Source organism: Methanocalculus sp. MC3 (assembly GCF_054767395.1).
The window spans coordinates 168,842-193,071 of the sequence record NZ_BAABMP010000002.1 but is presented as its reverse complement, the minus strand read 5'-3'; the positions used below and the strand labels follow the sequence as shown (position 1 = coordinate 193,071).

Annotated in this window: 29 protein-coding genes; 14 read left to right on the top strand and 15 right to left on the bottom strand. The window is 50.9% G+C overall.

Features of this window, described 5'->3' with window-relative positions:
- The first annotated feature begins 92 nt into the window (after positions 1 to 92).
- The 3 genes from ACYUBO_RS04510 to ACYUBO_RS04500 all read left to right on the top strand — a co-directional run bounded on the left by ACYUBO_RS04510 (position 93) and on the right by ACYUBO_RS04500 (position 2,720).
- Positions 93 to 335: a type II toxin-antitoxin system HicB family antitoxin gene (locus ACYUBO_RS04510; protein WP_300329542.1), complete on the top strand. Its 243-nt coding sequence runs from the start codon at positions 93 to 95 to the stop codon at positions 333 to 335.
- 449 nt (positions 336 to 784) lie between these two features.
- Positions 785 to 2,203 (top strand): RNA-guided endonuclease InsQ/TnpB family protein, encoded by a 1,419-nt coding sequence (locus tag ACYUBO_RS04505; RefSeq protein WP_460372685.1) that lies wholly within the window; start codon positions 785 to 787, stop codon positions 2,201 to 2,203.
- A gap of 10 nt (positions 2,204 to 2,213) precedes the next feature.
- Complete coding sequence (locus ACYUBO_RS04500; RefSeq protein ID WP_460372684.1) at positions 2,214 to 2,720, top strand: type I phosphoribosyltransferase; 507 nt, start codon at positions 2,214 to 2,216, stop codon at positions 2,718 to 2,720.
- Between the two features lie 61 nt (positions 2,721 to 2,781).
- Here the strand turns inward: ACYUBO_RS04500 and ACYUBO_RS04495 are convergent, their stop codons facing one another.
- The 5 genes from ACYUBO_RS04495 to ACYUBO_RS04475 all read right to left on the bottom strand — a co-directional run bounded on the left by ACYUBO_RS04495 (position 2,782) and on the right by ACYUBO_RS04475 (position 7,269).
- A complete protein-coding gene (locus ACYUBO_RS04495; protein ID WP_460372682.1) occupies positions 2,782 to 3,804 on the bottom strand; it encodes an ABC transporter ATP-binding protein in 1,023 nt (340 codons plus the stop codon).
- A gap of 51 nt (positions 3,805 to 3,855) precedes the next feature.
- The gene (locus tag ACYUBO_RS04490) at positions 3,856 to 4,542 is read right to left on the bottom strand and encodes a TupB family ABC transporter permease (RefSeq protein WP_300329495.1); all 687 of its coding nucleotides are present in this window, start codon (positions 4,540 to 4,542) and stop codon (positions 3,856 to 3,858) included.
- Between the two features lie 55 nt (positions 4,543 to 4,597).
- Complete coding sequence (locus ACYUBO_RS04485) at positions 4,598 to 5,551, bottom strand: ABC transporter substrate-binding protein (protein ID WP_300329491.1); 954 nt, start codon at positions 5,549 to 5,551, stop codon at positions 4,598 to 4,600.
- Between the two features lie 100 nt (positions 5,552 to 5,651).
- A complete protein-coding gene (locus ACYUBO_RS04480) occupies positions 5,652 to 6,458 on the bottom strand; it encodes an amino acid kinase family protein (RefSeq protein WP_460372680.1) in 807 nt (268 codons plus the stop codon).
- A gap of 112 nt (positions 6,459 to 6,570) precedes the next feature.
- On the bottom strand, positions 6,571 to 7,269 hold the full coding sequence (locus tag ACYUBO_RS04475) for an ABC transporter substrate-binding protein (protein WP_460372679.1): 699 nt from the start codon (positions 7,267 to 7,269) through the stop codon (positions 6,571 to 6,573).
- Positions 7,270 to 7,490: 221 nt separating this feature from the next.
- Here ACYUBO_RS04475 and ACYUBO_RS04470 point away from each other — a divergent pair, with 221 nt between their 5' ends.
- From ACYUBO_RS04470 to ACYUBO_RS04445, 6 genes are all read left to right on the top strand, one after another.
- On the top strand, positions 7,491 to 7,718 hold the full coding sequence (locus ACYUBO_RS04470; RefSeq protein WP_300329482.1) for a hypothetical protein: 228 nt from the start codon (positions 7,491 to 7,493) through the stop codon (positions 7,716 to 7,718).
- Between the two features lie 75 nt (positions 7,719 to 7,793).
- Complete coding sequence (locus tag ACYUBO_RS04465; protein WP_300329479.1) at positions 7,794 to 8,135, top strand: hypothetical protein; 342 nt, start codon at positions 7,794 to 7,796, stop codon at positions 8,133 to 8,135.
- Positions 8,136 to 8,225: 90 nt separating this feature from the next.
- Positions 8,226 to 9,365, top strand: a complete 1,140-nt coding sequence (locus ACYUBO_RS04460) for a putative sulfate/molybdate transporter (RefSeq protein ID WP_460372676.1) — start codon at positions 8,226 to 8,228, stop codon at positions 9,363 to 9,365.
- 48 nt (positions 9,366 to 9,413) lie between these two features.
- The gene (locus ACYUBO_RS04455; RefSeq protein ID WP_300329473.1) at positions 9,414 to 9,980 is read left to right on the top strand and encodes a 5-formyltetrahydrofolate cyclo-ligase; all 567 of its coding nucleotides are present in this window, start codon (positions 9,414 to 9,416) and stop codon (positions 9,978 to 9,980) included.
- Between the two features lie 6 nt (positions 9,981 to 9,986).
- Positions 9,987 to 10,889 (top strand): formylmethanofuran--tetrahydromethanopterin N-formyltransferase, encoded by a 903-nt coding sequence (fhcD, locus tag ACYUBO_RS04450; RefSeq protein ID WP_460372674.1) that lies wholly within the window; start codon positions 9,987 to 9,989, stop codon positions 10,887 to 10,889.
- The gene (locus tag ACYUBO_RS04445) at positions 10,886 to 11,977 is read left to right on the top strand and encodes an AI-2E family transporter (protein ID WP_460372672.1); all 1,092 of its coding nucleotides are present in this window, start codon (positions 10,886 to 10,888) and stop codon (positions 11,975 to 11,977) included. Before fhcD ends, ACYUBO_RS04445 begins: the two co-directional genes overlap by 4 nt.
- Before the next feature lie 46 nt (positions 11,978 to 12,023).
- On the opposite strand, the gene ACYUBO_RS04440 is transcribed toward ACYUBO_RS04445, so the two are convergent.
- Positions 12,024 to 12,605 carry a nitroreductase family protein gene (locus ACYUBO_RS04440; protein WP_460372670.1) on the bottom strand — a complete coding sequence of 194 codons (582 nt, stop codon included), beginning with the start codon at positions 12,603 to 12,605 and terminating at the stop codon, positions 12,024 to 12,026.
- 89 nt (positions 12,606 to 12,694) lie between these two features.
- Here ACYUBO_RS04440 and ACYUBO_RS04435 point away from each other — a divergent pair, with 89 nt between their 5' ends.
- Complete coding sequence (locus ACYUBO_RS04435) at positions 12,695 to 13,639, top strand: radical SAM protein (RefSeq protein WP_460372668.1); 945 nt, start codon at positions 12,695 to 12,697, stop codon at positions 13,637 to 13,639.
- A gap of 71 nt (positions 13,640 to 13,710) precedes the next feature.
- A complete protein-coding gene (locus ACYUBO_RS04430; protein ID WP_460372666.1) occupies positions 13,711 to 14,418 on the top strand; it encodes a putative hemolysin in 708 nt (235 codons plus the stop codon).
- Between the two features lie 58 nt (positions 14,419 to 14,476).
- Here ACYUBO_RS04430 and ACYUBO_RS04425 read toward each other — a convergent pair whose 3' ends face one another.
- On the bottom strand, positions 14,477 to 15,091 hold the full coding sequence (locus ACYUBO_RS04425) for a LysE family translocator (protein ID WP_300330508.1): 615 nt from the start codon (positions 15,089 to 15,091) through the stop codon (positions 14,477 to 14,479).
- 169 nt (positions 15,092 to 15,260) lie between these two features.
- Here ACYUBO_RS04425 and ACYUBO_RS04420 point away from each other — a divergent pair, with 169 nt between their 5' ends.
- From ACYUBO_RS04420 to hisE, 3 genes are all read left to right on the top strand, one after another.
- Entirely contained in the window at positions 15,261 to 15,989 is a 729-nt protein-coding gene (locus ACYUBO_RS04420; protein ID WP_460372664.1) for an SIMPL domain-containing protein, read from the top strand.
- A 137-nt stretch (positions 15,990 to 16,126) separates the two neighbouring features.
- Positions 16,127 to 16,576, top strand: coding sequence for a NusA-like transcription termination signal-binding factor (locus ACYUBO_RS04415; RefSeq protein WP_300330504.1), 450 nt, complete (start codon positions 16,127 to 16,129; stop codon positions 16,574 to 16,576).
- Positions 16,566 to 16,877, top strand: a complete 312-nt coding sequence (gene hisE / locus ACYUBO_RS04410; RefSeq protein ID WP_300330502.1) for a phosphoribosyl-ATP diphosphatase — start codon at positions 16,566 to 16,568, stop codon at positions 16,875 to 16,877. The genes ACYUBO_RS04415 and hisE overlap by 11 nt, the downstream gene beginning before the upstream one ends.
- Positions 16,878 to 16,883: 6 nt before the next feature.
- Here hisE and ACYUBO_RS04405 read toward each other — a convergent pair whose 3' ends face one another.
- From ACYUBO_RS04405 to ACYUBO_RS04370, 8 genes are all read right to left on the bottom strand, one after another.
- Positions 16,884 to 17,333: a bifunctional nuclease family protein gene (locus ACYUBO_RS04405; protein ID WP_460372662.1), complete on the bottom strand. Its 450-nt coding sequence runs from the start codon at positions 17,331 to 17,333 to the stop codon at positions 16,884 to 16,886.
- 16 nt (positions 17,334 to 17,349) lie between these two features.
- A complete protein-coding gene (locus tag ACYUBO_RS04400) occupies positions 17,350 to 18,399 on the bottom strand; it encodes a lysylphosphatidylglycerol synthase transmembrane domain-containing protein (protein ID WP_460372660.1) in 1,050 nt (349 codons plus the stop codon).
- Between the two features lie 68 nt (positions 18,400 to 18,467).
- On the bottom strand, positions 18,468 to 19,046 hold the full coding sequence (locus ACYUBO_RS04395) for a DUF357 domain-containing protein (protein WP_460372658.1): 579 nt from the start codon (positions 19,044 to 19,046) through the stop codon (positions 18,468 to 18,470).
- A complete protein-coding gene (gene dph5, locus ACYUBO_RS04390; protein WP_460372656.1) occupies positions 19,043 to 19,816 on the bottom strand; it encodes a diphthine synthase in 774 nt (257 codons plus the stop codon). Before dph5 ends, ACYUBO_RS04395 begins: the two co-directional genes overlap by 4 nt.
- Positions 19,817 to 19,824: 8 nt before the next feature.
- Positions 19,825 to 20,991 carry a GTP-binding protein gene (locus tag ACYUBO_RS04385; RefSeq protein ID WP_460372654.1) on the bottom strand — a complete coding sequence of 389 codons (1,167 nt, stop codon included), beginning with the start codon at positions 20,989 to 20,991 and terminating at the stop codon, positions 19,825 to 19,827.
- Entirely contained in the window at positions 20,988 to 21,698 is a 711-nt protein-coding gene (locus ACYUBO_RS04380; protein WP_300333579.1) for an RAD55 family ATPase, read from the bottom strand. Before ACYUBO_RS04380 ends, ACYUBO_RS04385 begins: the two co-directional genes overlap by 4 nt.
- Positions 21,699 to 21,711: 13 nt before the next feature.
- On the bottom strand, positions 21,712 to 23,574 hold the full coding sequence (gene feoB, locus ACYUBO_RS04375; protein WP_460372652.1) for a ferrous iron transport protein B: 1,863 nt from the start codon (positions 23,572 to 23,574) through the stop codon (positions 21,712 to 21,714).
- On the bottom strand, positions 23,571 to 24,209 hold the full coding sequence (locus tag ACYUBO_RS04370; protein WP_460372650.1) for a metal-dependent transcriptional regulator: 639 nt from the start codon (positions 24,207 to 24,209) through the stop codon (positions 23,571 to 23,573). Before ACYUBO_RS04370 ends, feoB begins: the two co-directional genes overlap by 4 nt.
- Positions 24,210 to 24,230: the final 21 nt, after the last annotated feature.

Below are 24,230 nucleotides of genomic sequence, written 5' to 3'. Positions count from 1 at the left end.
CAAATCAAGAGAGGGAAAAATGAGTGATCCATTGTTTCCCTCCATTCGATCTCCGGGCATACACATACCTTTATAGAATGTCCTGACAGAATATGATCTACGATACCATTATGAAATTCTCTCTCATTGTCGAAAAGGACGAGGATGGGCGGTATGTCGTGGAGTGTACTGACCTGCCGGGATGTATGAGCGAAGGAGAAACGCTCAAAGAAGCTATTGACAATATCCATGAAGCAATCATTGGCTGTCTGAGCTCGAGATTAAAGATGGCATCTGAGAATATCCAGATCAGTTCTCTTCCATCTCATATGAGGACTTTTTTTCCAAATTTCTGATCATCTAATCCCTGATTCCTGAGTAAAAGAATCTAAATGTCGTGGCTTCATCCTCACAAATGATCCCCTTTCATACAAGCGACAGTGCATAAGAAACTGTGGTTGAGGAAGAGAGAGGAAACAGTAACAAGTAATGGGCGCGAAGCGCCATCTATCCTCAATGGCGGGGCTATAAGCCTCGCTTGGTGACCGATAGGTCGCCTTCACCGAGCTCCGAAGGGGGATGGCAGTGCCCCCCCGGAGGATGTTCGGTGACCAGTCCTAACAAGTGTATGAATTCACATCTGACGATCAAGGGGTTTGAATCATGCACTTGGAACAACTCAATCTCGTGCTGAAGATCCATGATTCATCTAAAAGGGCGAGGAGACCCCGGCATTCATGCCGGGGAGGAATCGCCCATAATTGAACCATAACCCATATCCTGTAGTACAACCCATATGCATCAAATGGTAATTCGAACGGTGTCAAACTATCTGCGACTGTCACAACGACAGTATCATATTATTGACACACTCGCATACCATTCAAAGAATTTGTACAATGTTGCATTGTACAATACCCGGCAGCATTACTTCGAATATTGCGAAAATGCTCCGATCTTCCAAGCGGTTCGACCGGATATTGCTGCAAACGTCACCATCTGTATCGGTTCCTTTCTCCCCTATACCCGGAAGAAAGACTTTCCCTACAAAGATGTCTCAAATTATGTCCAATCCCGCCAGAATGAGAACTATCCGCTGCTCCATAGTGATGTTGCGCAACAGACGATTAGGAGTGTTGAAGAAGCGTACACCTCGTATTTTGCACTCATGCGGATGTACCACTGTGGCGAACTCAGCAGCCAACCACGATCCCCGCGCTATCTGGACAAAAATGGCAGGTACAAACTGGCATTTCCTGCATCGCATATCACAATGCGGAATGGATATGTCACTCTCGGCATGTCACGGATGTTTAAAAAACAGCATAGATTAACCGGGAAAGAACTGACATTCAAAATTCCGCCACACATTCAACCAAACCAGATCCGTGAGGTGACCATTGTGCCACACCATAACGGGAAGGTATACACGATCGAATTTGCGTATATGGTTCCCCTTCAACCAACACGTCTTAATCCTGACCATTATCTTGCGATTGATCTCGGCGTTACCAATTTTGCAACAATCGTTGACACTGCTACCGGGACTGCCTCGATTATCGATGGTACGTATCTAAAATCAATCAACCGGTGGTACAACAAAGAAAACGCCCGATTACAATCGATTAAAGATAAACAGGGATTAACCGAGGAGTTTACGCACCGCCAGTCACGCCTCCTCATCAGACGAAATAACAAAATCGATGAGGCGATGAACCGATTTGTCGCTTATCTCATCAAATTTGCATGTGATCACGAAATCGGTACCATTATTGTGCCACGATGGGATGGGATCAAACAAGAGATCAATCATGGTGCGAGAAACAACCAGAATTTCGTCCAGATTCCCTATGCGAAATTTCGACGGAAATTACAGGCAAAATGTGAGATATTCGGGATACACTTTGACGACTCCCATGATGAACGGTACACATCGCAGGTTGATGCCCTGGCACTCGATCCGATCCAGAAACCATGGTATGGAAGATGCCGTCGTATCAGCCGGGGACTGTACCAGAGTAGTTCCGGTATCGTGATCAATGCGGATGTCAATGGTGCGTTAAACCATTTGAGAAAAGTAGCTGGTGATTCGGTTATGACACCGATAATCAGTAGCGGTCGCGTCAACCGACCGGTACGAATAAGGCTCAACTACGAGCAACCTTCGTGCACATTAAATTGCAATGTCTGTGGTAACACCGCTATTGCAAGCCCCGCCGTTTAGGGCGGGGTAGTTGACCCATCATCTTGCCGATTCCAACCTCCTGAAGCGCTGCGGAGAGGAGCTGGCAGAGCATTTCAGGCATCTCTCCCCGACAAAGATACTGACCGCCGAGGTGAGTGGGATACTCGCGGCACTCCCCACCGGAATGGAGCTTGGCATACCGGTATTAATCGCCAGAAAAGAGCTCCCGAAGACCATGCAGGGACCATATTTTCACGAGAGCCTGCATTCACGGACAAAAGGACACAAGACGGATCTCTTCATCCTGACGGAATACATTGGGAGCCAGGACCGGTTGCTGATCATCGATGATGTGCTGGCACGGGGGGAGACTGCCGCCGCACTGATCAGGGTTGCCGATTTGGCGGGTGCGGAGGTTGTTGGTGTCGGGGTGCTTGTTGAGAAGACATTTGAGGCAGGGAGGGATCGGATCCGGGCAGGAGTCCCGGTGCATGCTCTTTGTGCAATAATGGGGGTTTGCGGTGGACGGATATTGATCGAAGAGGATGATCGATAATCCCATTTCACAATGCAAGGCAGGAAAAGAGGAAGAAGAGATGAAAAAATGATGACCTGCCCTACCTCTTCACCACATGCACAGCCGAGGCCTTGAAAGATGCGCAGATCTCAGATCCCACACTGATCCCAAGCTCCTCGGTTGCCTTCCAGGTGATAACGGCGATGAGCTGTATCCCGCAGTCAAGGATGAGGCGGTTCAAGGGTCCCATCGGGATGATCTCAACCACCTTTCCGGGGAGGATATTCCTGACACTTGTCGCATGTTCGCCTGTACAACTGAGGGCGATATCCTCAGGCCTGAGGAAGAGATGTACATGAGTGCTCTCTGTAAGCGGGGAGATCGCATACAGAAGCGTACCATCTGCCTCGATAGTGGCAAGGCCGCCGTCTTTTCCAGTGATGGTACCCTCGATAATATTCTCAATTCCGACAAAACGGGCAACGTAACGGTCATGGGGAGCTGAAAAGATCTCACGGGGGGTACCGATCTGGGAAAAAACCCCATTCATCATCACCCCTATCCGGTGTGCCAGCCGCTGCCCCTGGACCATATCATGTGTTGACATGAGAATGGTGATCCCAAAATCTCGGTTGATCTTCTTGATCAGATCCTCGATCATCTCCACCGAGACCGGATCGAGATTTGCTGTAGGTTCATCAAGAAGAAGAAGATCCGGATTTGTGACCAGTACCCGGGCAAGCGCCACCCGTTGCATCTCCCCACCTGAGAGCGTCTTTGCCTTCCTCTCTTCAAACCCGGTGAGCCCGACAATCCCGAGGGCTTCTGTAATCTTTTCCCTGACTTCTGCCTCAGGTATCCCCCTGAACCTGAGGCCGATGGCAACATTCTCGTACACGGTTGTGTTGAAGGTCGCTGATTTCTGAAAGACCATGCCCATCCTGCGGCGAACCTCAATTGATCCCTCGGAGGTAATATCCCTCCCTCCAAAGATCACCGTCCCGGAGGTTGGTGTCTCCAGGAAATCAATGATCCTGAGCAGTGTCGACTTTCCGGCACCTGAGGGTCCGATGATCGTAAAGATTTCACCTTTCTGGATCTCAGCAGATACTCCCCTGAGCACGTGGGTGTCGCCGAATTTTTTGGTAATATCACGCAGTCTGAGAATTCAGGATCACCGGTTCTGTACAAATGCCAGCATGAGATTGATCACAAGGGCTATTCCGAGGAGGATGATCCCAAGGGCAATCGACATAGCAAGGTTTCCCATTGAGGTCTCAAGCGAGATTGCGGTCGTCAAAACACGGGTATGGCCCCGGATGTTCCCGCCGATCATGATCGCAGCGCCGACTTCAGAGATTGCCCTGCCAAATCCAAGAACCACTGCCGCCATGATCGCATACCGTGCCTCACGGACGACGCTGTTCATGAACTGGTACCGGGTCGCACCCAGTGACCGGAGGGTGTCAAGGATCGTCGAATCCACACCTTTCAGGGCTGATATCGTCAGCCCGACCATAATCGGCAGGATCAGGATCGCCTGGGCAATGATCATCCCTTCAGGGGTGAAAAGGAGCCGCATGAAACCAAAAGGCCCTGCACGTGAGATCAGAAGGAAAACAAAGAGCCCGACAAGCACCGTCGGGAGGGCATAGAGCGTCTGGATCAGGTTGATAAGTGACTTCTTTCCCCGGAATTCGGAGAAAGTTATGACAGATCCAATCGGAATCGCAAGCAGGGTGGCAAAGAACGTCGCTGTGAGCGAGATAATAATACTCCGTATAGCGGTCTCTATTACCTCCGGATCCAGGCTTACGATCAACTCGATTGCGGTGGTGAAGCCGGCAACGATCTCATTCATAGCATACTCTCATGGAAAATGTAGTCGAAGATGGAAAAAAAGAGTTGGTTTTCGATCAGACAACAGGTGAAGTTACCTCTGCCTCGGGAACACCCATGATATCCCATTTTCCGGATGCTGCGAAGAAGAGGGGTTCACCATACTCTGCAACACCAAATGTGGCAATCTCCTGCTGTACATCTTCGGAGATTAAGTAGTTGATCCAGGCTTTCCCTAGTTCTGTGTCGATACCTGCATGCTTCTCAGGATTGATCAGCATCGTTGAGTAGATATTCAGGAGGATATCACCGGAATCAACGACCGGCACAAGCTGAAGATCTCCCTTGTATGCAAGGAATGTCCCAATATCCGAGAGGGTGTATGCTTCTTTCTCATTTGCCATCACCAGTGTGGCACCCATACCGGTTCCCGCTTCAACATACCAGTCACCTGAGTTCTGGACATCGGTTGCATAGTCATAGCCTGCGGACTTCCAGATAGCCTTCTCTTTTGCATGGGTTCCTGATGCATCACCACGTGAGACAAAGACAACACCCGGAGTTCCGGCTTTGCCCTCAGTCAAGAGGGTCTGAAATGCTTCCTCGGGTTCTGTTCCACGGATGCCTGCAGGGTCAGACTCGGGACCGATGATCACAAAGTAGTTGTACGCGATGACACGCCGCTCAACTCCATCACCATCAGCCATGAAGGTATCTTCACGGGCACGGTCATGCACCATCATTACATCCACATCGCCCCGCTGGCCATACTCGAGAGCTTTCCCGGTACCGGCAGAGACGATCAGGAGTTTGGCATTATACTTCTCCTCAAACGCGGGCGTCAGGTGATCAAGCAATCCTGTATCATACAGGCTGGTGGTTGTCGCGATCCGAAGCTCTTCGGGAGCTGGAGCGGCTGTTGGTGCTGGTGTTGCATCCGGTACGGCAGGTGCATCCCCGCTGACGCATCCTGCAACAAGCAGCCCTGCGATCAGAAGGGCTGCTACAAGAATAATTCTGTTCCATTCCATAGCAAACAGCGGTTATTACTATCTTTTACTATTTAACGGTTATTTTTTAGTTTGTTGTTAACCTCATTTAATTAACACAATTAACTATCACATTCCACATTCATGCTTTAATGATCGATCCAACCCGCTCACCATTCAGGAGGCGTGTCAGTGTGCCGGGAACATGCCCATTGATGATATGAACCTTACGGACACATTTTGCATCCAGCAGCATCTCAACCACCTTATCCTCAAGTACCAGATCCTCCATCCCCAGATCCAGGAGTTCGGCGGCTGTGATCTCTTCGATCAATTCGGCATCCGGGTTATCAAATGGATTCTCCGTAAAGAGGCCGTCAACATTCTTGACAAGAATACAGGACTTCGCCCCGAGCACCTCAGCCATAAGAAAGGCACCGGTATCTGTCCGGTGAGCCGGGATCATGCCAATTTCTGAGGGTGATTCGTAGAGACCATAAGGGGGAGTGCCATGTGTCACCGGAAGAATGCCCATCCGGAGGAGCATCGGTAGCTCAAGGAGATCTGCAGAGTGAATGCGGGTTCCACCATACTCAGAAAGGAGAACAGACATCATGATCGCATTCTGCTCACTCACCTTACCAGAGAGTTCCGCAAGCACGCCGGTTGGCATACCGAGATCCAGGCCGATATCCATGATATGACGGACACGGACACCACCGCCGGTCACAACCATCATCTGGTGTTTCCGTGAGAGCGCCCCGATCTCTTCTGCAAGCGGCTTTAATACAGGAGCCCCGTAATCAACGATCCCATGCCCCCCGATCTTAACAACATTCAGATCCGGAGCGATCCTGAGCTGATCTGTACCTTCATACCGTTTCAGAAGGCCACGACGTCCAAGCGTCTCGCCTCTGAGTTTGGATTCAATCTCCCTTCTTCTGTGCATAATAATCAAACCATTATGTAACTCTACGTTATCCTTATTCTAGATCATTCATCCGGAGTCAGCCTTTATTTATTCTGACTGCTGTGATAGGCAGATCGATCCCGGAAGGGTGTTATCCAACCACGAGATCCTGATAGTGCCCATCTGTTCCTGTGACGTACAGGACTGCTTTTCCATTCACGAGAGCCGGTTTTGGGAACTTCCGTATCTCCACGAGCCCGTCAGGAACCGGCTCGCGATCCCGGGTCATGATCTGATCGATCCCGGAGGCGAGGAGCTCTTCAATACTCCGGCTTCCGGTCATCATCCGGGAACGTCCCCTCTGTACAAATCTGCCATCCTCCCCCGAAGCCGCTAAGCCAACCCCGGCAAGCGCACCGATGATACCGCCGTTAGTCCCTCCAAGCCCTTCAAGGGTGATTCCACAGTTCTTTGCATGATGACGTGCATCTTCCTGCGTGAGAACGGTGTTTTTCGCACTCCATCCGAATGCAACAACCGGGGGAGTTACTGTATCTGATGTTGCGATGCAGATACCTGGATCACTACCAACGATGAAGTCAGAGAGCATCATCTCGCGGGCTCTCTGGTAAATCTTTTGCAAAGATCCATTGCCATTGCAATCGATATGAATAACAGCAGCACTGTTATGGGATGTATAGGGAATCTCATCATGGACAAAAAGCTGGTGCCGTGTGACACCGAGTATCGTATACTCTGAAGACAGTTCATCTGCGATAGAACGGGCAAGCCTTCCGGTTCCCCGTGATTCCTGCGTATCCGTATCATCAATGCCAAGATAAACGGTCACGAACCCTTCTCCTCTTTCATCTGTACCAGCATATTCATTCGCTGACAAATATGAATAATGTATTGTTGATTAAATACATTTAATAAGTTTAATAAACATCATGAACTCTCTCCTCATAGAACACAGATCCAAAATCACCTTAAAAGGGAGCATATTGTGCAAACTTATTTATACTATTCATGTATATCAACTGATATACCAACTGAAATGAGGTGAAGGGTATGAAGATCTATGTACGAGAACGACAGAAGGTAGGCACAGGTGTAAAACAACCCAGATTCAGGGTTGTTGCAGTCACCGCAGGTGCAGATGACAAGAGACAGCTGAAGGTTGAGGGAACCCACTTCCGGAAGACCGAACTTGAACAGATTGCAACCGATACCGGTGCTGAGATCGTGTATCTCCAGGATATGCCTGAAGACCAGCACGGTAAGAAGAAATCAAATTAAGCATCAAACAGGCACTGTCTCTGGCATCTGAACTGAACCGCTCTTACAAAGAGAGCAGAATAGTGAGAGCATTCAATGAACGCATACGAACACCACGAAATGCTTGATGCGGCCATCCGGCTCATCCTGGAAGAAGGCCGCATCACCATCAGTGTTACCGGGGAGGAGGTTTCCATATCACTCCCCAGAACACGTCGGCTTGCCGAGCACCTTGGTATACCCCACTATTATGTCCTGCCGCAATTTGCCGCGATGGAGAAGGACGGGCTTATCAGGAGAGCCGAGCGGGTGGGCATATCCACCACAAGAAAGGGAACAGATGCAATCGTTTCCATAATCGATCGCCGTTATGTAGATATTTTTTCAGAGAAATTCCCAAAAACAATGATTGATCTTCTGAGAGAGCCGCCCAGGTAGCGGAAGTAATCTCCACCGCAGCATTCTGATACTATCCATGTTCTTTATCAATAAACAGTTCCTATCCCTCTTACCAGAAGAGTGATGCGGATGGATATGGAACCGGCTCCTGAAGAGAACCAGATGACAGGCATCCGTTTCTCACTCAGGGAGCTTGCAGGATCGGTCGGCGACTTCGGGACGATCTTTCCGATCATACTCGGGGCAGGGATTGCCGCCGGAGTCAATGTCAGCTATGCATTCCTCGGTGTCGGGCTCTGGTTCATCATCGCAGGGCTCTATTACAGGCTCCCTGTCCCTATCGAGCCGATGAAAGCGATCGGTGCTATTGCCATCGCTGAAGGATTAACAGCAGGCGAGATTGCTGCTTCCGGGATCATCATCGGGCTGTTTCTTATCATCCTTGGCTATTTGAAGGGGATGGAGACACTTCAGAGAGTGATCCCGGTGAGTGTGATCCGGGGAATCCAGGTCGGCCTGGCACTTATTCTTCTCAGGACATCCTTTGGCTATATTGTACCGGATCCATTCTTTGCGGGAGTTGCCATTCTGATCATAGGAGGGTTCTTTATTGCTGCACATACAAGGCAGATTCCGGATATCTCCTCACTTATCGTGATCGGAATCGGCCTTGGCGCAGGTATCATCATGACCGGACTGCCCCCGTTTCGGCTGATTCCATTTCCTGAGCTGATCATACCTGCATCAGGAGACTGGCTCTTCTCAGCTCTGCATCTGGTGATCCCGCAGATCCCGCTCACCATCGGTAACGCAATCCTTGCCACATCGCTCCTCACCCTTGACCTCTTCAGGCACGAGATCAAACCTGATCGGCTTGCAAAGACGATTGGGATCATGAACCTGACCACTGCCCCCTTCGGCGGCTTCCCCATGTGCCACGGGGCCGGGGGGCTCGCCGCCATGTACCGGTTTGGTGCACGAACCGGCGGTGCAAATATCATCGCAGGCCTTATCATCATCGGTTTTGCAATCGCCTTTGCACCCCCTGAAGTGCTCACCCTGATCCCCTATGGCATATTCGGCGGCCTTCTCATCTTCGTTGCCCTTGAACTTGGAAAACATGGCATGAAGACCGACTCCTATCCGGTTACAATCACAATGGGAATCATCGCTCTCATCGGCGGCATCACACCCGCATTTCTGATCGGCATGATTATTGCATACATCCTCGGGAAGCAGAAGAGAGATGAGGCACAGATAGAGGGATGAGTCTTATATACCTTCCTGCTCTACTACTGCCATTAGGTGATGATTCCTATGGGTGAAGACAAGGAGGCAATTCGGAATATTCTCAGGCACAGGAAGGAGATGCAGACACCGGAAGAGCGGTTTGAGAGGAGCAAGCGGATCTGCGCTCACCTGATGAAGATGATCCAGCCAAATGAGACGGTGATGGTCTACACCTCAAAGGAGATGGAGGTGAACACAGTCCCGCTCATCACGATGCTCCTCGCATACAAAAATCCGGTGATTGTCCCGATCATCCAGAAAGAGGATTACAGCCTTCGTCTATCTTATATTGAGAATATGGGGGTTTTGATCCCAAGCACCTTCGGAGTACCTGAACCGATCGGGAATGAGATCCCAGCGGATGGTGCAGATATCGATACGATCATCCTCCCGATGCTCGGATTCGACCGCCGGGGCGGGCGTATCGGCTATGGCGCAGGTTATTATGACCGTTTTCTTGAGAAGTACCCGTCGATTCGGAAGATCGGTATTGCCTTTGCATGCCAGGAGATGGAAGCACTCCCACTTGATCCGCACGACATTCCAATGGATGCGATCATTACCGAAGACGGAGTCATATTCAAGAGAGGGTGATCCCGGATGGAACGAAACGGGATCACCATAATCGATACCTTTGCCGAGGCGTTCCCGGTCTGGATCTCGCGGGTGATCGTCACCGCAGACACACATGAACTGGCATATGCAGCAGCAGCAGAAGCAGCAGGTTTTGCCACCTCAAAGATCTACTGCCCCTGTGAGGCAGGTATAGAAGGCACCTTGGATGATACCCCTGACGGAAGACCGGGTGTCTCGATCCTGATCTCCGCGGAGAAGAAACAGATGCGATCAAATGTATCGGATCGAATATCCCAGTGCATCCTCCCGGCGCCAACAGCATCCGCCTATGACGGACTCCCCGATGCACCCGATCGGTTCTATACACGGATGCATTACTTTGGAGATGGGTATGAGGAGCGGTGCATGGTCGGCAACCGTCACTGCTGGCGTATTCCTGTCATGGAAGGGGAATATATCGGAGAGGAGCGGTATGGAACAGTGAAAGGCATTGCAGGAGGAAATTTCCTCGTAATGGGGGATAACCGCCGCGAGGCTCTCGCCGCCGCACAGGCGGGAGTGAAGGCAATAGAGCCGATACGGGATGTGATCATGAGTTTTGCCGGGGGTATTGTCGGGAGCGGATCAAAAGTCGGATGCAAAAATTACCGTTTCCCCATGCCCGCCAGCACAAACCATCTCCTCTGCCCGACATTGAAAGGAAAGGTGCAAGGCTCACAGGTTCCAGACAGCGTCAATTCGATCTATGAAGTGGTGATCAACGGGATCGGTGATGATGCGATCCAAACGGCGATGAGGGCCGGGATAGAAGCGGCAACTGCACATGGCGGCATCCTCGCGATCGGCGCATCGAACTTTGATGGCAGACTGGGACCCCACAGGTTCCGGCTGCATGATCTCTTTGAAGAGAGGGGAAGTGGACAATGATTGACACACGGACAATTCCAATGACGTATGCGACACTCGGATTTCTGTCGCTTTTAATCGTATTTGTGATAGGAATACAGATCACCTCGTATATCATCAATATCCTCCTCCTGTCGCTCGTTCTCACCATGCTCATCTACCCATGTGTACGGTGGCTGAAGGAGAAAGGGCTCCCCGATATTGCCGCAGTTTCTATCATCACAGGCGGAGCAATCCTGATAATTATCGCATTGATTCTTCTGATTCTCGCTTCAATCGGCCAGCTCATCGCCGACCTCCCATTCTTCCAGGCAGAACTCCAGGAGCGTCTTGCTGATATCTTCATGCTCTTTGACAGACTCGGGATCGAACGGACATCAGTCACCCATCCGACAATAGATCTCCAGTCAACTGCTGTGATCATCTCCCAGTCGATGCTCAGCCTTGGAGAGGCATTATTGTATATCTTCTTCATTGCGATCACCACCTTCTTCGCCCTCCTTGAAGCACCAAAGATTCCAGAGCGGATCAGGAAGATTTACGGTAGCGTGGAGAACAAATCCCTCAGACAGTTCGCCCGGATGAGCAGGTTCATGGTGGATTTTGTCGTCGTCAGGACAGAGACGAATATTGTCCATGGGTTTCTTTTTGGAGGCGTCCTGTATGTGATGGGGGTGCACTCCGCCATCCTCTGGGGAATTCTGACAGTGATACTCGGCTACATCCCCTATATCGGGCTGATCATCGCAGCGATACCCGCGATCTTCTTTGCCTGGCTCCAGTTCGGGGTCTGGGGCGCTGTTGCGGTGGTCGTTCTTGTCGTCATCCTGAATGTCGTTGTTGAGAATCCCGTGTATGCACATCTTGCATCAAAACGGTTCGAGATGCCCGCACTCGTTGTTATCCTCTCGCTTATCTTCTGGAGCTGGACGCTTGGTGTTGTCGGGCTCGTCTTTGCCGTGCCATTCACCCTGCTTATTCTGATCATACTCCAATCAAGCGACGAGACAAGGTGGATCAATACACTGGTTGGAGTGGATACCATATTCGAGGAGATTGCAGAGGGGAAGTCAGGGGAGAGTGCAGGTCCGAAAGAGCAGCAACAATAAGGAGATCTGAATACATCTCCCCTCTCTTTTATGAAAATGTGGACGATTATCTCCTGACGAGGCAGTCTTCGAGGGAGCGTTTCGGCACATGATGGACGCCGTCGGGTGTCCGCCAGTACCGGGTATCTCCATCATCTCCGAGGGGCTCAAGCCGGATCTCTTCCCCGGAATAGCCAAGTGCAATCACAAGGAGGATCTCATATCCTTCTGGAACCGGCAGGATCCGCTTCATCTCCTCACGTCTTATGGATCCGAACATACACCCGGAGATCCCCTGCCCGGCAGCTGCTAAAAGGATCGTCTGGGCGGCGATCCCAAGATCGATCGCCGGGTCAGGGCTGCAGTTCTCAGGAGCAATGATCGTGATATAGGCTGGTGGCCGCTCACCTTCAACGGGACCATCCCACTCAGGGAGATCCAGTGCCCAGAGGAGGGCATGTCTGATCTTTGTTGTCTCCTCCGGGTCAACCGAGATGATATATTTCAGGGGCTGGCGGTTCCGGGCAGAGGGGCAGAGCCGGGCGATATCTATGAAATCAATGATCCGTGATTCAGGTAGAAGACGATCTTCCTGAAATCTCCGGGTACTCCTGCTCTTCCGTATGAGGGTGTGTATACTGGTATCCATTCTATGATTCTCCGGCAACAAGCAGATGATCGTGCATGATGCATGATAGTATTATGGTTTCTCGTCAGCAATACGGCACTGCCAAGGATATGAATACAACCCGAAACACCTATGAACTGATGAAAGAGCGATACCCAGACCTCCAGGCAGAAGGTATAGTACGGGATCGTGCAGATGCCGCATATGAGATACTGAGCGACTGCACCCTCTGTCCCCACCAGTGCCATGTTGACAGAACCGCCGGAGAGACCGGGTTCTGCCGGACAGGGGATGAGCTGATCATCTCAAGCTATTCCCCTCATTTCGGCGAAGAGCCGCCGCTTGTCGGGAGAAGGGGATCAGGAACGATCTTCTTCACCAACTGCAATCTCGGATGCATCTTCTGCCAGAACTACGAGATCAGCCAGTGCGGGAGAGGTTTTCAGGTACATGCAGATGATCTGGCGGAGATCATGCTCAGGCTCCAGGAGAGGGGATGCCATAATATCAACCTGGTCTCACCCACCCATCAGGTGCCGGGGATTCTGAAGGCAGTAGATATCGCAGCAGGCAGGGGGCTTCATATCCCAATCGTCTACAATACCGGCGGCTATGACGCAGTCGAAACCTTGCGTCTCCTTGACGGAGTGATTGACATCTATATGCCTGATGCGAAGTATGGGAGCAATAGGATTGCTCATGCACTCTCAGGTGCTGCCGATTATGTTGATCGGATGAAAGAAGCACTGTCTGAGATGCACCGGCAGGTAGGGGATCTTGTTATTGAGAACGGAATTGCAGAACGGGGCATGATCATCAGGCACCTGGTGCTGCCAGACGGGCTCGCCGGAACAGAGGAGGTGATGAGGTTCATTGCAGACGAGCTGTCTGTTTCAAATTATGTGAACATCATGCCCCAGTACCGCCCTGCCTGGAAGGTGCGGGAGAAGAGTTCCGGGTTCGATGCTCTCAGGCGGATGATCACGCAGCAGGAGTTTGATGATGCACTCGCAACTGCACAAAAAGCCGGTCTGAGCAGGGGTTTTTCCGAATAGATAACTGCAGAAATCCCCGCAGTTAAAGGAATATATTTATTATTATACTGCCCAGTATCTGATTGATACCAATGAAAGCGAAACTGATCTTAGTAGCCCTCATGGCTGCCGCCGCCTGCTTCCTCTTAGCAGCCGGATGTGTGGCTGAGGAGCCTCCGGCAGGAATGGAAGTTTCTGCGACAGGAACAATCACCTACATCGACCTTGAAGGAGGATTCTTCGGAATCGTCACCGAAAAAGGCACCCAGTACCTCCCAACAAATCTGGCAGAAGAGCTGAAAGTGGATGGGACAGAAGTGACATTCACCGGTGTGACCGAAGAGGATCTCATCACCATGCAGATGTGGGGAACTCCTATCCGGATCACCGAGATCAGGGTTGAACATGGCGAACCTTCGATCTCCGGCACCGGAGTTATCACCTATATCGATCTTGAAGGCGGATTCTATGGGATTATTACCGGTGCAGGTACACGTTACCTTCCCCTGAACCTGGCAGAGGAGTTCAAAACAGACGGGCTTACCGTCACCTTCACGGCAACACCTGAGGATGTCATGACAATCCAGCAGTGGGGCCAGCCGGTGACGATCATCTCGATCAGTGAATATGATGCCCCCCTGGCGGGTATGGCAAATCCAGCAGCCGTCTTTGTGAAAGAGTCCGGGTATGCATATGAGATCCGATCCGGGCCTGATGGAGAGTATGGAGTAGCTATCCTCCCGGATGGAACCGAGATGGATGAATGGGAATTCTATTGGCAACATCACGACAAAGCCTGATGAGATGGATGGAACCAGCCTGACTGAAAGCTGCCTGGCAGGACTCTGCCACCCTTTTTTAGATCGAACCCGATACAAACCATATCCCAAAGATGACCAGGAATATGCCGCAAGCAGCAAGAACGAGCCGGTATCCGGATTCTGAGAGGAAGAACCTGCCCCGGTGAAGGCTCAGAGAGACGAGAGTGAGCCACCCGATATCGGCTGCCCAGTGGCCGGCCATAAAGGCACCTCCTGCGATGATACCCCCATCAAGGTAGCTCCAGAGAAGGGCAGCACCAACGGTAAACCACCAGATCCAGAAGTACGGGTTTGCAAAGCTGGTGAGAAGGCCTGCTGCAACCGGCTTCTTCACGTCCATGGAATCATCTCCTGTCGGAAGAAGAGCTACGCGGGCCGAGGAGAGGGTAAGGAGACCAAAGAGCACTAATGCTACACCCCCGACAAGGCCGATCACCCATGTCACTGAACCAATAAGGGCACCAAGCCCGACAACAATGAGCAGGATGATCCCGATCTCAGCTCCGATATGGCCAATGCTGACGAGCGGACCGGCACGCCAGCCAGAGGTGACAGAAGCGTTGATGGTGGCGATCAGGGTGGGGCCCGGTGCAAGTGTCCCGGTAAGGCCGATCAGAAGGCCTATGATAAAAATTGAGATGAGATCCGGCATGGACGTATCAGTAGGAACAGGTGTGTTGTTATTCCAGATGAATCAGGCTACTGAATACCATTACAACATTAAAATCCAAAAATCCATTATTTTCTAAATTAGACTGCAAATAACTTCGCAGTTAAGAGAAACTATAAGATATATACAATCCCTTGATAGTATGATCGCTATGCGTAATCACATACTCACACCACTGCTGGCACTGATCCTTGTGTTCAGCCTGATTGTTCTGCCGGTATCGGCGGCAACCACCTCAGATGAAAGGGTGATCCACACCCAGGGAACCGGCACCATTACAACCACTCCCGACCGCGTCGAGATCTCGGTTGCGGTCATGACAGAACATGCCGATGTGAAGGCTGCACAGCGGGAGAACGCTGTGAAGATGAACACTGTCATGAATGCCCTGAAAAATGCCGGGCTCACCTCAGAGGATATCAAAACCACCGGGTACTCGATCTACCAGGTAACAAAAGAAGAGGACAGGGTCTTCCCGGGAGACAGGAAGGCCCAGGTCTACCGTGTTACGAACACCCTCATGATCACCCTCAAAGACACCACAAAAGCTGGAGATTTCATCGACATCGCCATTGAAAATGGTGCAAACAACATAGATTATATCTCATTCACCCTGAGTGACGAGAAACAGGCGAGCCTTCGGGCAGAGGCGCTCAAAGAGGCGGTAGCACAATCCCGTGGCGATGCCAATGTCGTCGCCGCATCCCTTGGCTTAACTGTCCGTGATGTGAAGGAGGTTACAATCGGGGGCGGGTACTATCCTGCATCGCCGATGTATGACTACAGGATGCTCGGTGCGGGCATGGAGAAGGCGTCAACCCCGATTGAAGCTGGTGAGGTAAGCGTTACCGCAACGGTCTCAATCACCTACATCTGCTGATGGATCTGCATCCAGACAACCCCTCCTTTCTCTTTTTTCAGCAATGCCACATCAGTACCTGAGAATACAAATGCTTAATGAGGAATATTGACAATATTCCTCCTAAAGAGAATGAATCATCATCTCGGGATAATACAATGGAGCGAACGATTAGTTTTAAAGAACGCAGGTATATTGAAGAGCTCCGTATCCTCACCAAATCAACCGCAATTGACTGTATCATCGACGACCGCTTTGACCGCCTGATCTATATCATAACTCCGGGCGACATGGGTATTGCCATTGGAAAAAGTGGTGACAATATTAAAAGAATGCAGAAGGTGCTCGGCAAGCGGATTGAGATGGTCGAGTATGCAGAGGAGCGGGATCAGTTCATCAGGAACATCTTCAAACCTGCCGAAGTGTTGCAGGTCTCTTTCCCCGAAGGGGAGACCGGCGGAATCCGGGTTACGGTCAGGAACAAGAATGAGGTGGGGATCGCCATTGGAAAAGGTGGCTGCACCATCGAGAAGGCACGCATGATCGTACGCCGTTTCTTTGGTCCCGAGAGCGGGGACATTATCGTTGAGGAAGACCATGGAGCCTGATATCTTCGATACCCTCTGGGAAGTCATAGAGCAGCGGGCAGTTGATTCGAGCGGGAAGAAGTCCTATGTCCGGTCGCTCCTCTTCCATGAGAAGGGATTAGATAAATCCCTTGAGAAAGTGGGTGAGGAGGCGATCGAATATGTTCTTGCAGTAAAAGGAGGAGACCCGGAACGTATCACCTCTGAAGCAGCAGATCTCATCTTTCACCTGATGGTGAGCTTAAAAGCAGCTGATATCAGTTTTGATGCTGTAAAAGAGGAGCTTTCTGTTCGCCGGGCAGGAATGAATCTCCACGATTAACCTTTTTTACACCTGATATTCAGTAAATTCCCTTAGTTCGGGGAGCTGATCCCGGGTCACCGCTGATTCCGCCATCAGTCCTGAATCAATGTATACAGGGGCATTCTTTCGGACAGCGAGGGCGATCCCATCGCTTGGACGGGAGTCGATTGAGAGATCGCCTGTCTGTGTATCAAGAAAGAGGGTGGCATAATAGACGCCATCGTCGATAGAATCGATCCTGACTTCACGCAGCCCTGCTCGAAGTGCGGTGAGTGTGTCACTGAAGAGATCATGCGTCAGGGGGCGTGGGGGTGGCGGGCCGTTGAGAGCAGAATGAATGGATACGGCCTCAAAGAGACCAATAAAAATTGGGATATAGCGTTCATCCCTGGTTTTGAGGAGAACAACCGGGGCAACACCGAGATCATGTATCGCCAGGTAGACGCCGGCCACCTCACAGTTGATCTGCTCCATGACCGTCTCAATGTCATTACTCTTTATGAAGCTGTTGGTCACCCTCGCCGGATTCGACTTCCCTCCTGACGATCAGAAGGCTGGATACGAGGCCTATTCCAATATTGAAGTAGTAGAGGATGATCCGCCAGAGCAGGACAAAGACGCCAATCACCGATGTGCTGATGAAGAGGCCATAGATCGAACTGATCGAGATCTCGGCAACACCCGCACCACCCGGTGTGAGCGGGATCATCATGAGGATCGCAATAATCAGCTGAGACACAAATGATTCAAGGAAAAATGGTCCCTGGCCGAGTCCTATCAGAAGGATAGAGGCGATTAAAAATTCGAGGATCCAGAAGAGTGCGGTGAAGAAGAGGCCAAGGAGAAGACCGAGCTTACCCATTCCGATGAATTTGCTGAGACTGAAATGGAAGTTATCCACCTCGCGATCGACTCTTTCCATGAATCGCTCGACCCGTGCCATCTCCCACTTCTTTGTGAGATAACCAGAGACAGTTCTCATCAGCTTTTTCAGAATCAGAGGGTTTCTGACAGAGAGGGCAAAGAGAATAACCCCGAATGTCACAACAGCCCAGGTGATATAAATGACAGTATAGACAATTGGAGGGAAATTAACCTCTTTCCAGGCAGTACCAAGGAGAAAGAGGGTGATTGCTCCGCCAAGCCCGAATATGACGCCATCAAGTACCCTCTCCATGATCACAATGGCTGTCGCGTCCCCCAGTTTTACATTCACCCGATAGAGTTCATGCACCCGCACCGGCTCGCCTCCTGCCTGGGACGGAGTGATTGCGGCAAGAAAGAGATTGGCAAAGACGAGATTGATGCAATGAAAGAGTCCCACCCGATAGCCAAGCGAATATGCCATCACCTTGATCCGGAGAGCCCAGAAGATGAGGGCAATAACATGGATGGTGAGGGCAAAAAGGATGATAAACGGGCTGAGGTTCTTAAGGGCGATGAGTGTGGACTCATCAAAAGTAAAGTACAGGAGCCCTATGAGAAAGAAGGTGCTGAGGCCAATTGAGATCCAGATCCATTTCTTATGTTCTTGATTCATCGCAGTACCTGTACATCACAATTCTGTCATCAACCATTATCTGCCATTCTTAAAACGTCTTCTGGCAATTATGCCGTGAAGAGGTGGCGATCTCCGGTGATCCGGAGGATTCCTGCCCTGACGCCACAGTCAAGCCATCCATATGCATAGCTGTATGCAGCAAGTGCTGAAGCAGAATCCTGCCGGGCATGGTATGCCTCGCCCTTCATCTGCCAATCATCAACACAGTCCCGGATTATGCTACATAAAGGATAGATTGGGCTTGATTCATCTGGTGCATCTTCAATTGAGAGGCATGCATCCCGGAGCATCCTCTGGTATCGTTCTGTCTTCTCTTCAAGATGTTCAGTACAGGTTGGGGGGATAGAACCATGGAATCCTGGGATCTTGCTGAATGTAGAGGAAACAATCAGAATACCAAGGTTTGCACCGGCATCAAGCCACCCATATCCATAGCACCAGGCGGCAAGGGCATTGACAGGATCGCCCCGCCTGTAAAAAACAACACCATCCTCAAGATAGGCAAATGCCATCTCCAGTATCTCTTCAGCAACCCGGAGATAAGGAGAGGATGGGTTTATCTGTGGATTTGTATCTTCAAGCGCTTCGGTGAAAGACCGGCAGAGTTTTGCAAGCTGAGCATTCATCGGATTGGATCTGATTCAGGGGGAAGGCCGGCAAACAATTCCAGGTACTCACGTTCCATCATATGAAGATCTGCGGGGACGATCAGGATATGGAGCGGCGGGCCAAAATCCATTCTCTTCAACTGATCCCCTGATCCGGCGATCACCACCGGATCAGCTGAACCTGCCCGTGCAATCCCGACATAGAGAGGGATTGTGATATTCAGTTTTGAACAGATCCCCTCGATGATCACAATTGCTTCAGGTATCCGCATATACCGGTCTTTCTGAATATCCAGGTATACGATCGTATGGAGATTCTGGGAACGGTTGGCTGCAATCACCTCAACAGGTGTGGTGGGCATCCATCGTGCTTCCGGGTAAGGGAGCGAGCATGACTTTCCAAACCGATAGTTCTGGAGACCGGACAAGCCACAGACTGCACTTGCAATCGAAGCCGCGTGAATGATTTGGGTCCGGATACCCCGCTGGGCTGCACGGATCCTGAGATCTGCGTGTGTGGTTGAGACCATGGTATCCCCGGCTGTCAGAAAGACAGCGGATCCCGATTCTGCGGCATCCAGGATCGGTTCAGGGTGCTGTTCTACATCCTCGCGGGAGAGAAGCCGGATGGGTTGCTGGTAGAGTGCTTCAAGTGCCGGGATATCCGCACCCATCAGCCTGGAGGTATAGGTTTCGAGAAAGACTGCATCTGCCTCACGAATGACGGCAAGTCCTTTTAGGGATATATCATGCTCGTCAAAGAGCCCAAGCCCGATAAATGTCAGCATCTGTATCCTCAATACTCAAATCGCGTGATCTGATCGACCATTGAATCGATGATATCACGGCATTGCCTGTGGTCGGTTGCCGATATGAAGTATACCGGTGTTCCCTGTCCGATCTCAAGAGCAGAACGTATTTCCTCCTCATTAATCGAATATTCAAGATCAGCTTTATTTGCAACGACGATCACTGGAACAACAGCATTTCCCTCGACTATTGTCTTCAGTTTCAATGCCCGTGCCATCTGATCGGGGCGTGTAACATCCACCATCAGGATGACGCCCATCGCATTGCGTGCCAGCTGGGGAACAATCGGATCAAACCGTTCCTGGCCTGGAGTGCCGTAGATATTGATATCAAAACCCTTGCTTGCCATATGGCCGATATCAAGAGCAACGGTTGTCGGTGTACCAAGTACCCCGAGGCGATCGACTGACATGCCGCTCTCTGATATATTCTTGACAAAAGTCGTCTTGCCGCTGTTTGAGGGGCCGGTCACCACGATCTTCGGGATATAAGGGACAATATGGCCTTCGGTGACGATATAGGGGAGTGAACGTGCCGGGAGTGGGAGCCATGATACGGTATGGAGGGTGAAGTAGTTGAAGAAAGAGACAATTCCCGCTCCCGATTGAAGGGTTATAACGAGATCACAGGGAGTTTCGCTGAGGATTGAGTTGAGCATCTCATCACCAAAGAGATTGAAATACTCAAAGGCGATGGTGACTGGTTTATCTGATCCAAGATCATCAAAGAGCGAGACTGCTCCGGCAAATTCAAAGTAGTCGGAGAGGACATCAAGATAGACGACGATAACGTCGATATCTTCCTCTTTGACAATGCTCCGGATTCTGTCCCGCCATGCTGCCCTGCATGCACTCTGGTCAGGATTTTGTCTCGTGATTGCTTCGACATCAGACTGGTCAAGGAAACTGATCAGTTCATCATAACAATCCAGATGATAATGGCTCTGTGTTGCAATATCATTAAAGTAGGCATCTTTACTGGTAAACGGCGCAATAACCAGTGTTTTCCTGCCGGAAACGACAGCAGTATGGAGCATCGAAATCAGGAAATGCTGTCCGTCTGCCTCCGGCTCGATCGAAAAAAGAACCCTGCTCCCATCAGGAATCCCTCCTTCAAGCAATCCATCCAGCGCATCAATTCCAGTATATATCATCCTTCCACCACCAGTTTCCCATTCGGATCAAATGAATACGCAAGCCATGGAGTCATCCGTCCTCCAAGGCCAACAACCCTCAGCTCAAAGCTATCTTTCCCTTCTCTCACTTCAACCACCCCGTTCATCAGCTGTTTAATCACCGATATGGTACGGGCATCAAATGACTCGTTGTTTAAGGTATAAAGCCCGATCCACTCGTTCTTCTTGATCTTGGCAGAGATGACGTGGACAAACTGATACATCACCTCCAGTTTCCTGTACATCAGAAATGTTGAGAGAGAGCTTACACAGAACCGAATCGGGGGCGGAAAAACACCGGGTTTTGGATTCTTCAGGCTCTCATCGACGATGCCCGCAAACATCTTGCTCATCTTGATGCTGATGCCGGTCAGATCAACCGGACTTGCAACGAACTTCATCCTGTCGGTATCAGGCACGTTCGGCAGATCGCTTTTTGTGATAGCATCGATGATCGCAAGGGCTCTCCTCTCCGTTCCATTCAGCTTAAAGAAGTTTAGGATCTCAGATGCCCGTTCATCTGTCGAGAGAAGAACCGAGTATTCGTTTTCAGAAGGAAACGAGAGATTATACGCAATCCTCTCGGCACCAGAGAGAGGAGGTGCCAGTATGAGTACGTTCGCACCCGAGGTCAATCCGCCGAGTTGATCATCGAGTGCAGGGATACCGAACTGGTAGCTGTACATAATATACTACGTGTTATGTCATCCCTATTTTTAACAATGCTCCTACGATGATACCCAGGGCAACAGTATACAAAGATATGAGTATCGCCCACCGTTTTCCAATTTCTCTGATTAAAACGGCAATTGTTGAGATACAGGGGATAAATAGGACACAGACAACCGCAAAAATATACAGCTGCACACCCGAGAGGACTGCGCCGAGATCTGCAGTTCCTGCAAGAACGGCCAGCGTCTCAAATGCCATCTCTTTTCTGAGGATGCCAAAGAGAAGGGCGGTCGCGGCAAATCCCGGAAGCCCGAGGACAGCCTCGGAATAGGGGGTTATGATATCCTGGAATGCCGACACGAATCCGAGATACTCAAAGATCCCAAGGAAGACACTGGACACGAGGAGGAGCGGCATGGCAATGAAAAGAAATTCCGAGAGACGCGACCAGGCTTTCTTCACAACCATATCGGGCCGGGGAACCCGGAGTGCCGACATCTCAAGGATCATCCCAAACTGCTGGCCGGGAGTCACCTTCGAGAGAACGATCCCGGTTGCAAAGACGAGGAGGAAGACGATTCCATAGACGGAGAATGCCGCGGCAAGACCGATAAAGGAGGCAACAATCCCTGATATGACAACGGTTCTTGCTGAGCAGGGGATCATTGTGACAAGGACCGAGGCAATGATCCGCTCTCTTCGGGTTGCAAGGAGGCGGACACTCATCAGTGCCGGGACACTACATCCAAACCCAAGAACCATCGGGATGATCCCCTGCCCATGCATTCCGAACCTGTGCATCGAGCGGTCAGCAAGGAACGCGGCACGGGTGAGGTACCCTGAATCCTCGATGATCGAGATGACCAGGTAAAAGATGAAGACATAAGGAAACGCAATCCCCATGCCTGCCTGAAGGGCAATGATTATGGAAAGGCCGACAGCTGAGGCGATTCCGGGGAGATCAAGAGCGAGAAATGGTTCTATCGCATATGTATCAAAGAAGGTAACGATAAGTTCTTCAAAGAATGCGCCTGCGGTGAATACAAGCAGGAGTATGGCGATGATCATCGCAATCAGGATGGGGATACCGGGAAATGACCGTGTCAGAATCGTATCAAGATCAAACCGGGGAGGGCGGGAGTGCTGCTCGGTTACCTCCCCTGCCAGTGCATGTGAGAAGTTGTGCCGGTTGGTTGCGATGATCTGGTGCGGCGTCATATTATGCCGCTTTTCGATCTCAGCTCCAAGCCCCTGCGCCGAGTCAGCGAGATCATCAGATCCCTCAGGGCGTACGAGTGCCTGGAGAGCAGCACTTCTCCCGATACCAAAGATCTTGGTGAGGCTCCGGGCAGCTGCTTCGACATGGTGATCGTAGGGAACACTGACTGTCGGGATGGGGGGTTCTCCCCGTGCAAGATCGATGATCGCCTCCATATTCTTCCCCTCAGATGCAACCGTCGGGATGACCGGTGATCCGATCTTCTCTGAGAGGAGGTCATAGTCGATCTCTATCCCGAACTTTTCTGCTTCATCGACCATGTTCAGGACGACAACCATCGGGATCTTGTATTCTGCGACCTGAAGGAGGAGGTAGAGGTTCCGTTCGAGATGGGTGGCATCCAGGACAGCGATGAGGATATCCACCTCCTTCCGACTTAAAATTCCCCGGACAAGCGTCTCTTCCTCAGATTCGCCTTCAAGAGAATAGATTCCGGGGAGATCGACGAGTTCGATCATCTCGCGCTGGAAACAGACATTTCCACGCATCAGATCGACGGTGGTGCCGGGATAATTGCTGACTTCAACACCAAGGCCTGTCAAATGGTTAAAGATGAGTGATTTCCCGACACTCGGGTTTCCGATGAGCGCGCAGGAGAGGCGTCCGGTCATACCCTTCTCCGTGCATGGATCTCGGAGGCGACTTCGGGGGAGAGGGCGATATCGCACCCTTTCACCGAGATGACGACGGCTTCATTGTGAAGTTTTCTCCGGATAATGATCGGTTCACCCTCGATAACACCAAGATCAATAAGTCTCCGGTGACGTCCGGGACAACGGACAAAGGTGACGATAAGGGGCTCGCCTTCCGGGAAGGAGATGAGTGGTTTTGATTCCGGAGGGGTGGGACAGGGACGCCTGTAGTGCCCCCGGCACTTTCCCCCTTTTGACTGTATGAATGAATCAAGGGCGTCGATCGTCTCTTCGGAGACATCATGTTCGAGGAGGCATGCTTCACGGGAGGCAGCCTCTGCCTCAAGACCAAGTGTCTCTTTCAGAAAACATTCAAGAACAGCATGTTTTCGTGCGATCATCTCAGCAGCTCTTCTTCCTGCCGGTGTAAGGTGGTAGCCGGAGGAGCCTCCGGAGATGATGAGATCCTGATGCATGCATTGTTCAAGTGCAGTGGAAATTGATGCCTCCGGTTGAGAGAGATGAGAAAAAATCCTCTCCTGTGTAGGAACGTCACCATCCTGCTGAATTCGAAGGATGGTTTCAAGGAGATCTTCCTCAAGAGAGGTCTGCATATACAGAGTATCTGAGTCGTA

Coding starts and splice junctions, on each gene's coding strand:
- ACYUBO_RS04510 (WP_300329542.1), top strand. CDS start 93: ATGATCTACGATACCATTATGAAATTCTCTCTCATTGTCGAAAAGGAC.
- ACYUBO_RS04505 (WP_460372685.1), top strand. CDS start 785: ATGGTAATTCGAACGGTGTCAAACTATCTGCGACTGTCACAACGACAG.
- ACYUBO_RS04490 (WP_300329495.1), bottom strand. CDS start 4,542: ATGAATGAGATCGTTGCCGGCTTCACCACCGCAATCGAGTTGATCGTA.
- ACYUBO_RS04485 (WP_300329491.1), bottom strand. CDS start 5,551: ATGGAATGGAACAGAATTATTCTTGTAGCAGCCCTTCTGATCGCAGGG.
- ACYUBO_RS04480 (WP_460372680.1), bottom strand. CDS start 6,458: ATGCACAGAAGAAGGGAGATTGAATCCAAACTCAGAGGCGAGACGCTT.
- ACYUBO_RS04470 (WP_300329482.1), top strand. CDS start 7,491: ATGAAGATCTATGTACGAGAACGACAGAAGGTAGGCACAGGTGTAAAA.
- ACYUBO_RS04465 (WP_300329479.1), top strand. CDS start 7,794: ATGAACGCATACGAACACCACGAAATGCTTGATGCGGCCATCCGGCTC.
- ACYUBO_RS04460 (WP_460372676.1), top strand. CDS start 8,226: ATGGATATGGAACCGGCTCCTGAAGAGAACCAGATGACAGGCATCCGT.
- ACYUBO_RS04455 (WP_300329473.1), top strand. CDS start 9,414: ATGGGTGAAGACAAGGAGGCAATTCGGAATATTCTCAGGCACAGGAAG.
- fhcD (WP_460372674.1), top strand. CDS start 9,987: ATGGAACGAAACGGGATCACCATAATCGATACCTTTGCCGAGGCGTTC.
- ACYUBO_RS04445 (WP_460372672.1), top strand. CDS start 10,886: ATGATTGACACACGGACAATTCCAATGACGTATGCGACACTCGGATTT.
- ACYUBO_RS04440 (WP_460372670.1), bottom strand. CDS start 12,605: ATGGATACCAGTATACACACCCTCATACGGAAGAGCAGGAGTACCCGG.
- ACYUBO_RS04435 (WP_460372668.1), top strand. CDS start 12,695: ATGAATACAACCCGAAACACCTATGAACTGATGAAAGAGCGATACCCA.
- ACYUBO_RS04430 (WP_460372666.1), top strand. CDS start 13,711: ATGAAAGCGAAACTGATCTTAGTAGCCCTCATGGCTGCCGCCGCCTGC.
- ACYUBO_RS04425 (WP_300330508.1), bottom strand. CDS start 15,091: ATGCCGGATCTCATCTCAATTTTTATCATAGGCCTTCTGATCGGCCTT.
- ACYUBO_RS04420 (WP_460372664.1), top strand. CDS start 15,261: ATGCGTAATCACATACTCACACCACTGCTGGCACTGATCCTTGTGTTC.
- ACYUBO_RS04415 (WP_300330504.1), top strand. CDS start 16,127: ATGGAGCGAACGATTAGTTTTAAAGAACGCAGGTATATTGAAGAGCTC.
- hisE (WP_300330502.1), top strand. CDS start 16,566: ATGGAGCCTGATATCTTCGATACCCTCTGGGAAGTCATAGAGCAGCGG.
- ACYUBO_RS04405 (WP_460372662.1), bottom strand. CDS start 17,333: ATGGAGCAGATCAACTGTGAGGTGGCCGGCGTCTACCTGGCGATACAT.
- ACYUBO_RS04400 (WP_460372660.1), bottom strand. CDS start 18,399: ATGAATCAAGAACATAAGAAATGGATCTGGATCTCAATTGGCCTCAGC.
- ACYUBO_RS04395 (WP_460372658.1), bottom strand. CDS start 19,046: ATGAATGCTCAGCTTGCAAAACTCTGCCGGTCTTTCACCGAAGCGCTT.
- dph5 (WP_460372656.1), bottom strand. CDS start 19,816: ATGCTGACATTTATCGGGCTTGGGCTCTTTGACGAGCATGATATATCC.
- ACYUBO_RS04385 (WP_460372654.1), bottom strand. CDS start 20,991: ATGATATATACTGGAATTGATGCGCTGGATGGATTGCTTGAAGGAGGG.
- ACYUBO_RS04380 (WP_300333579.1), bottom strand. CDS start 21,698: ATGTACAGCTACCAGTTCGGTATCCCTGCACTCGATGATCAACTCGGC.
- feoB (WP_460372652.1), bottom strand. CDS start 23,574: ATGACCGGACGCCTCTCCTGCGCGCTCATCGGAAACCCGAGTGTCGGG.
- ACYUBO_RS04370 (WP_460372650.1), bottom strand. CDS start 24,209: ATGCAGACCTCTCTTGAGGAAGATCTCCTTGAAACCATCCTTCGAATT.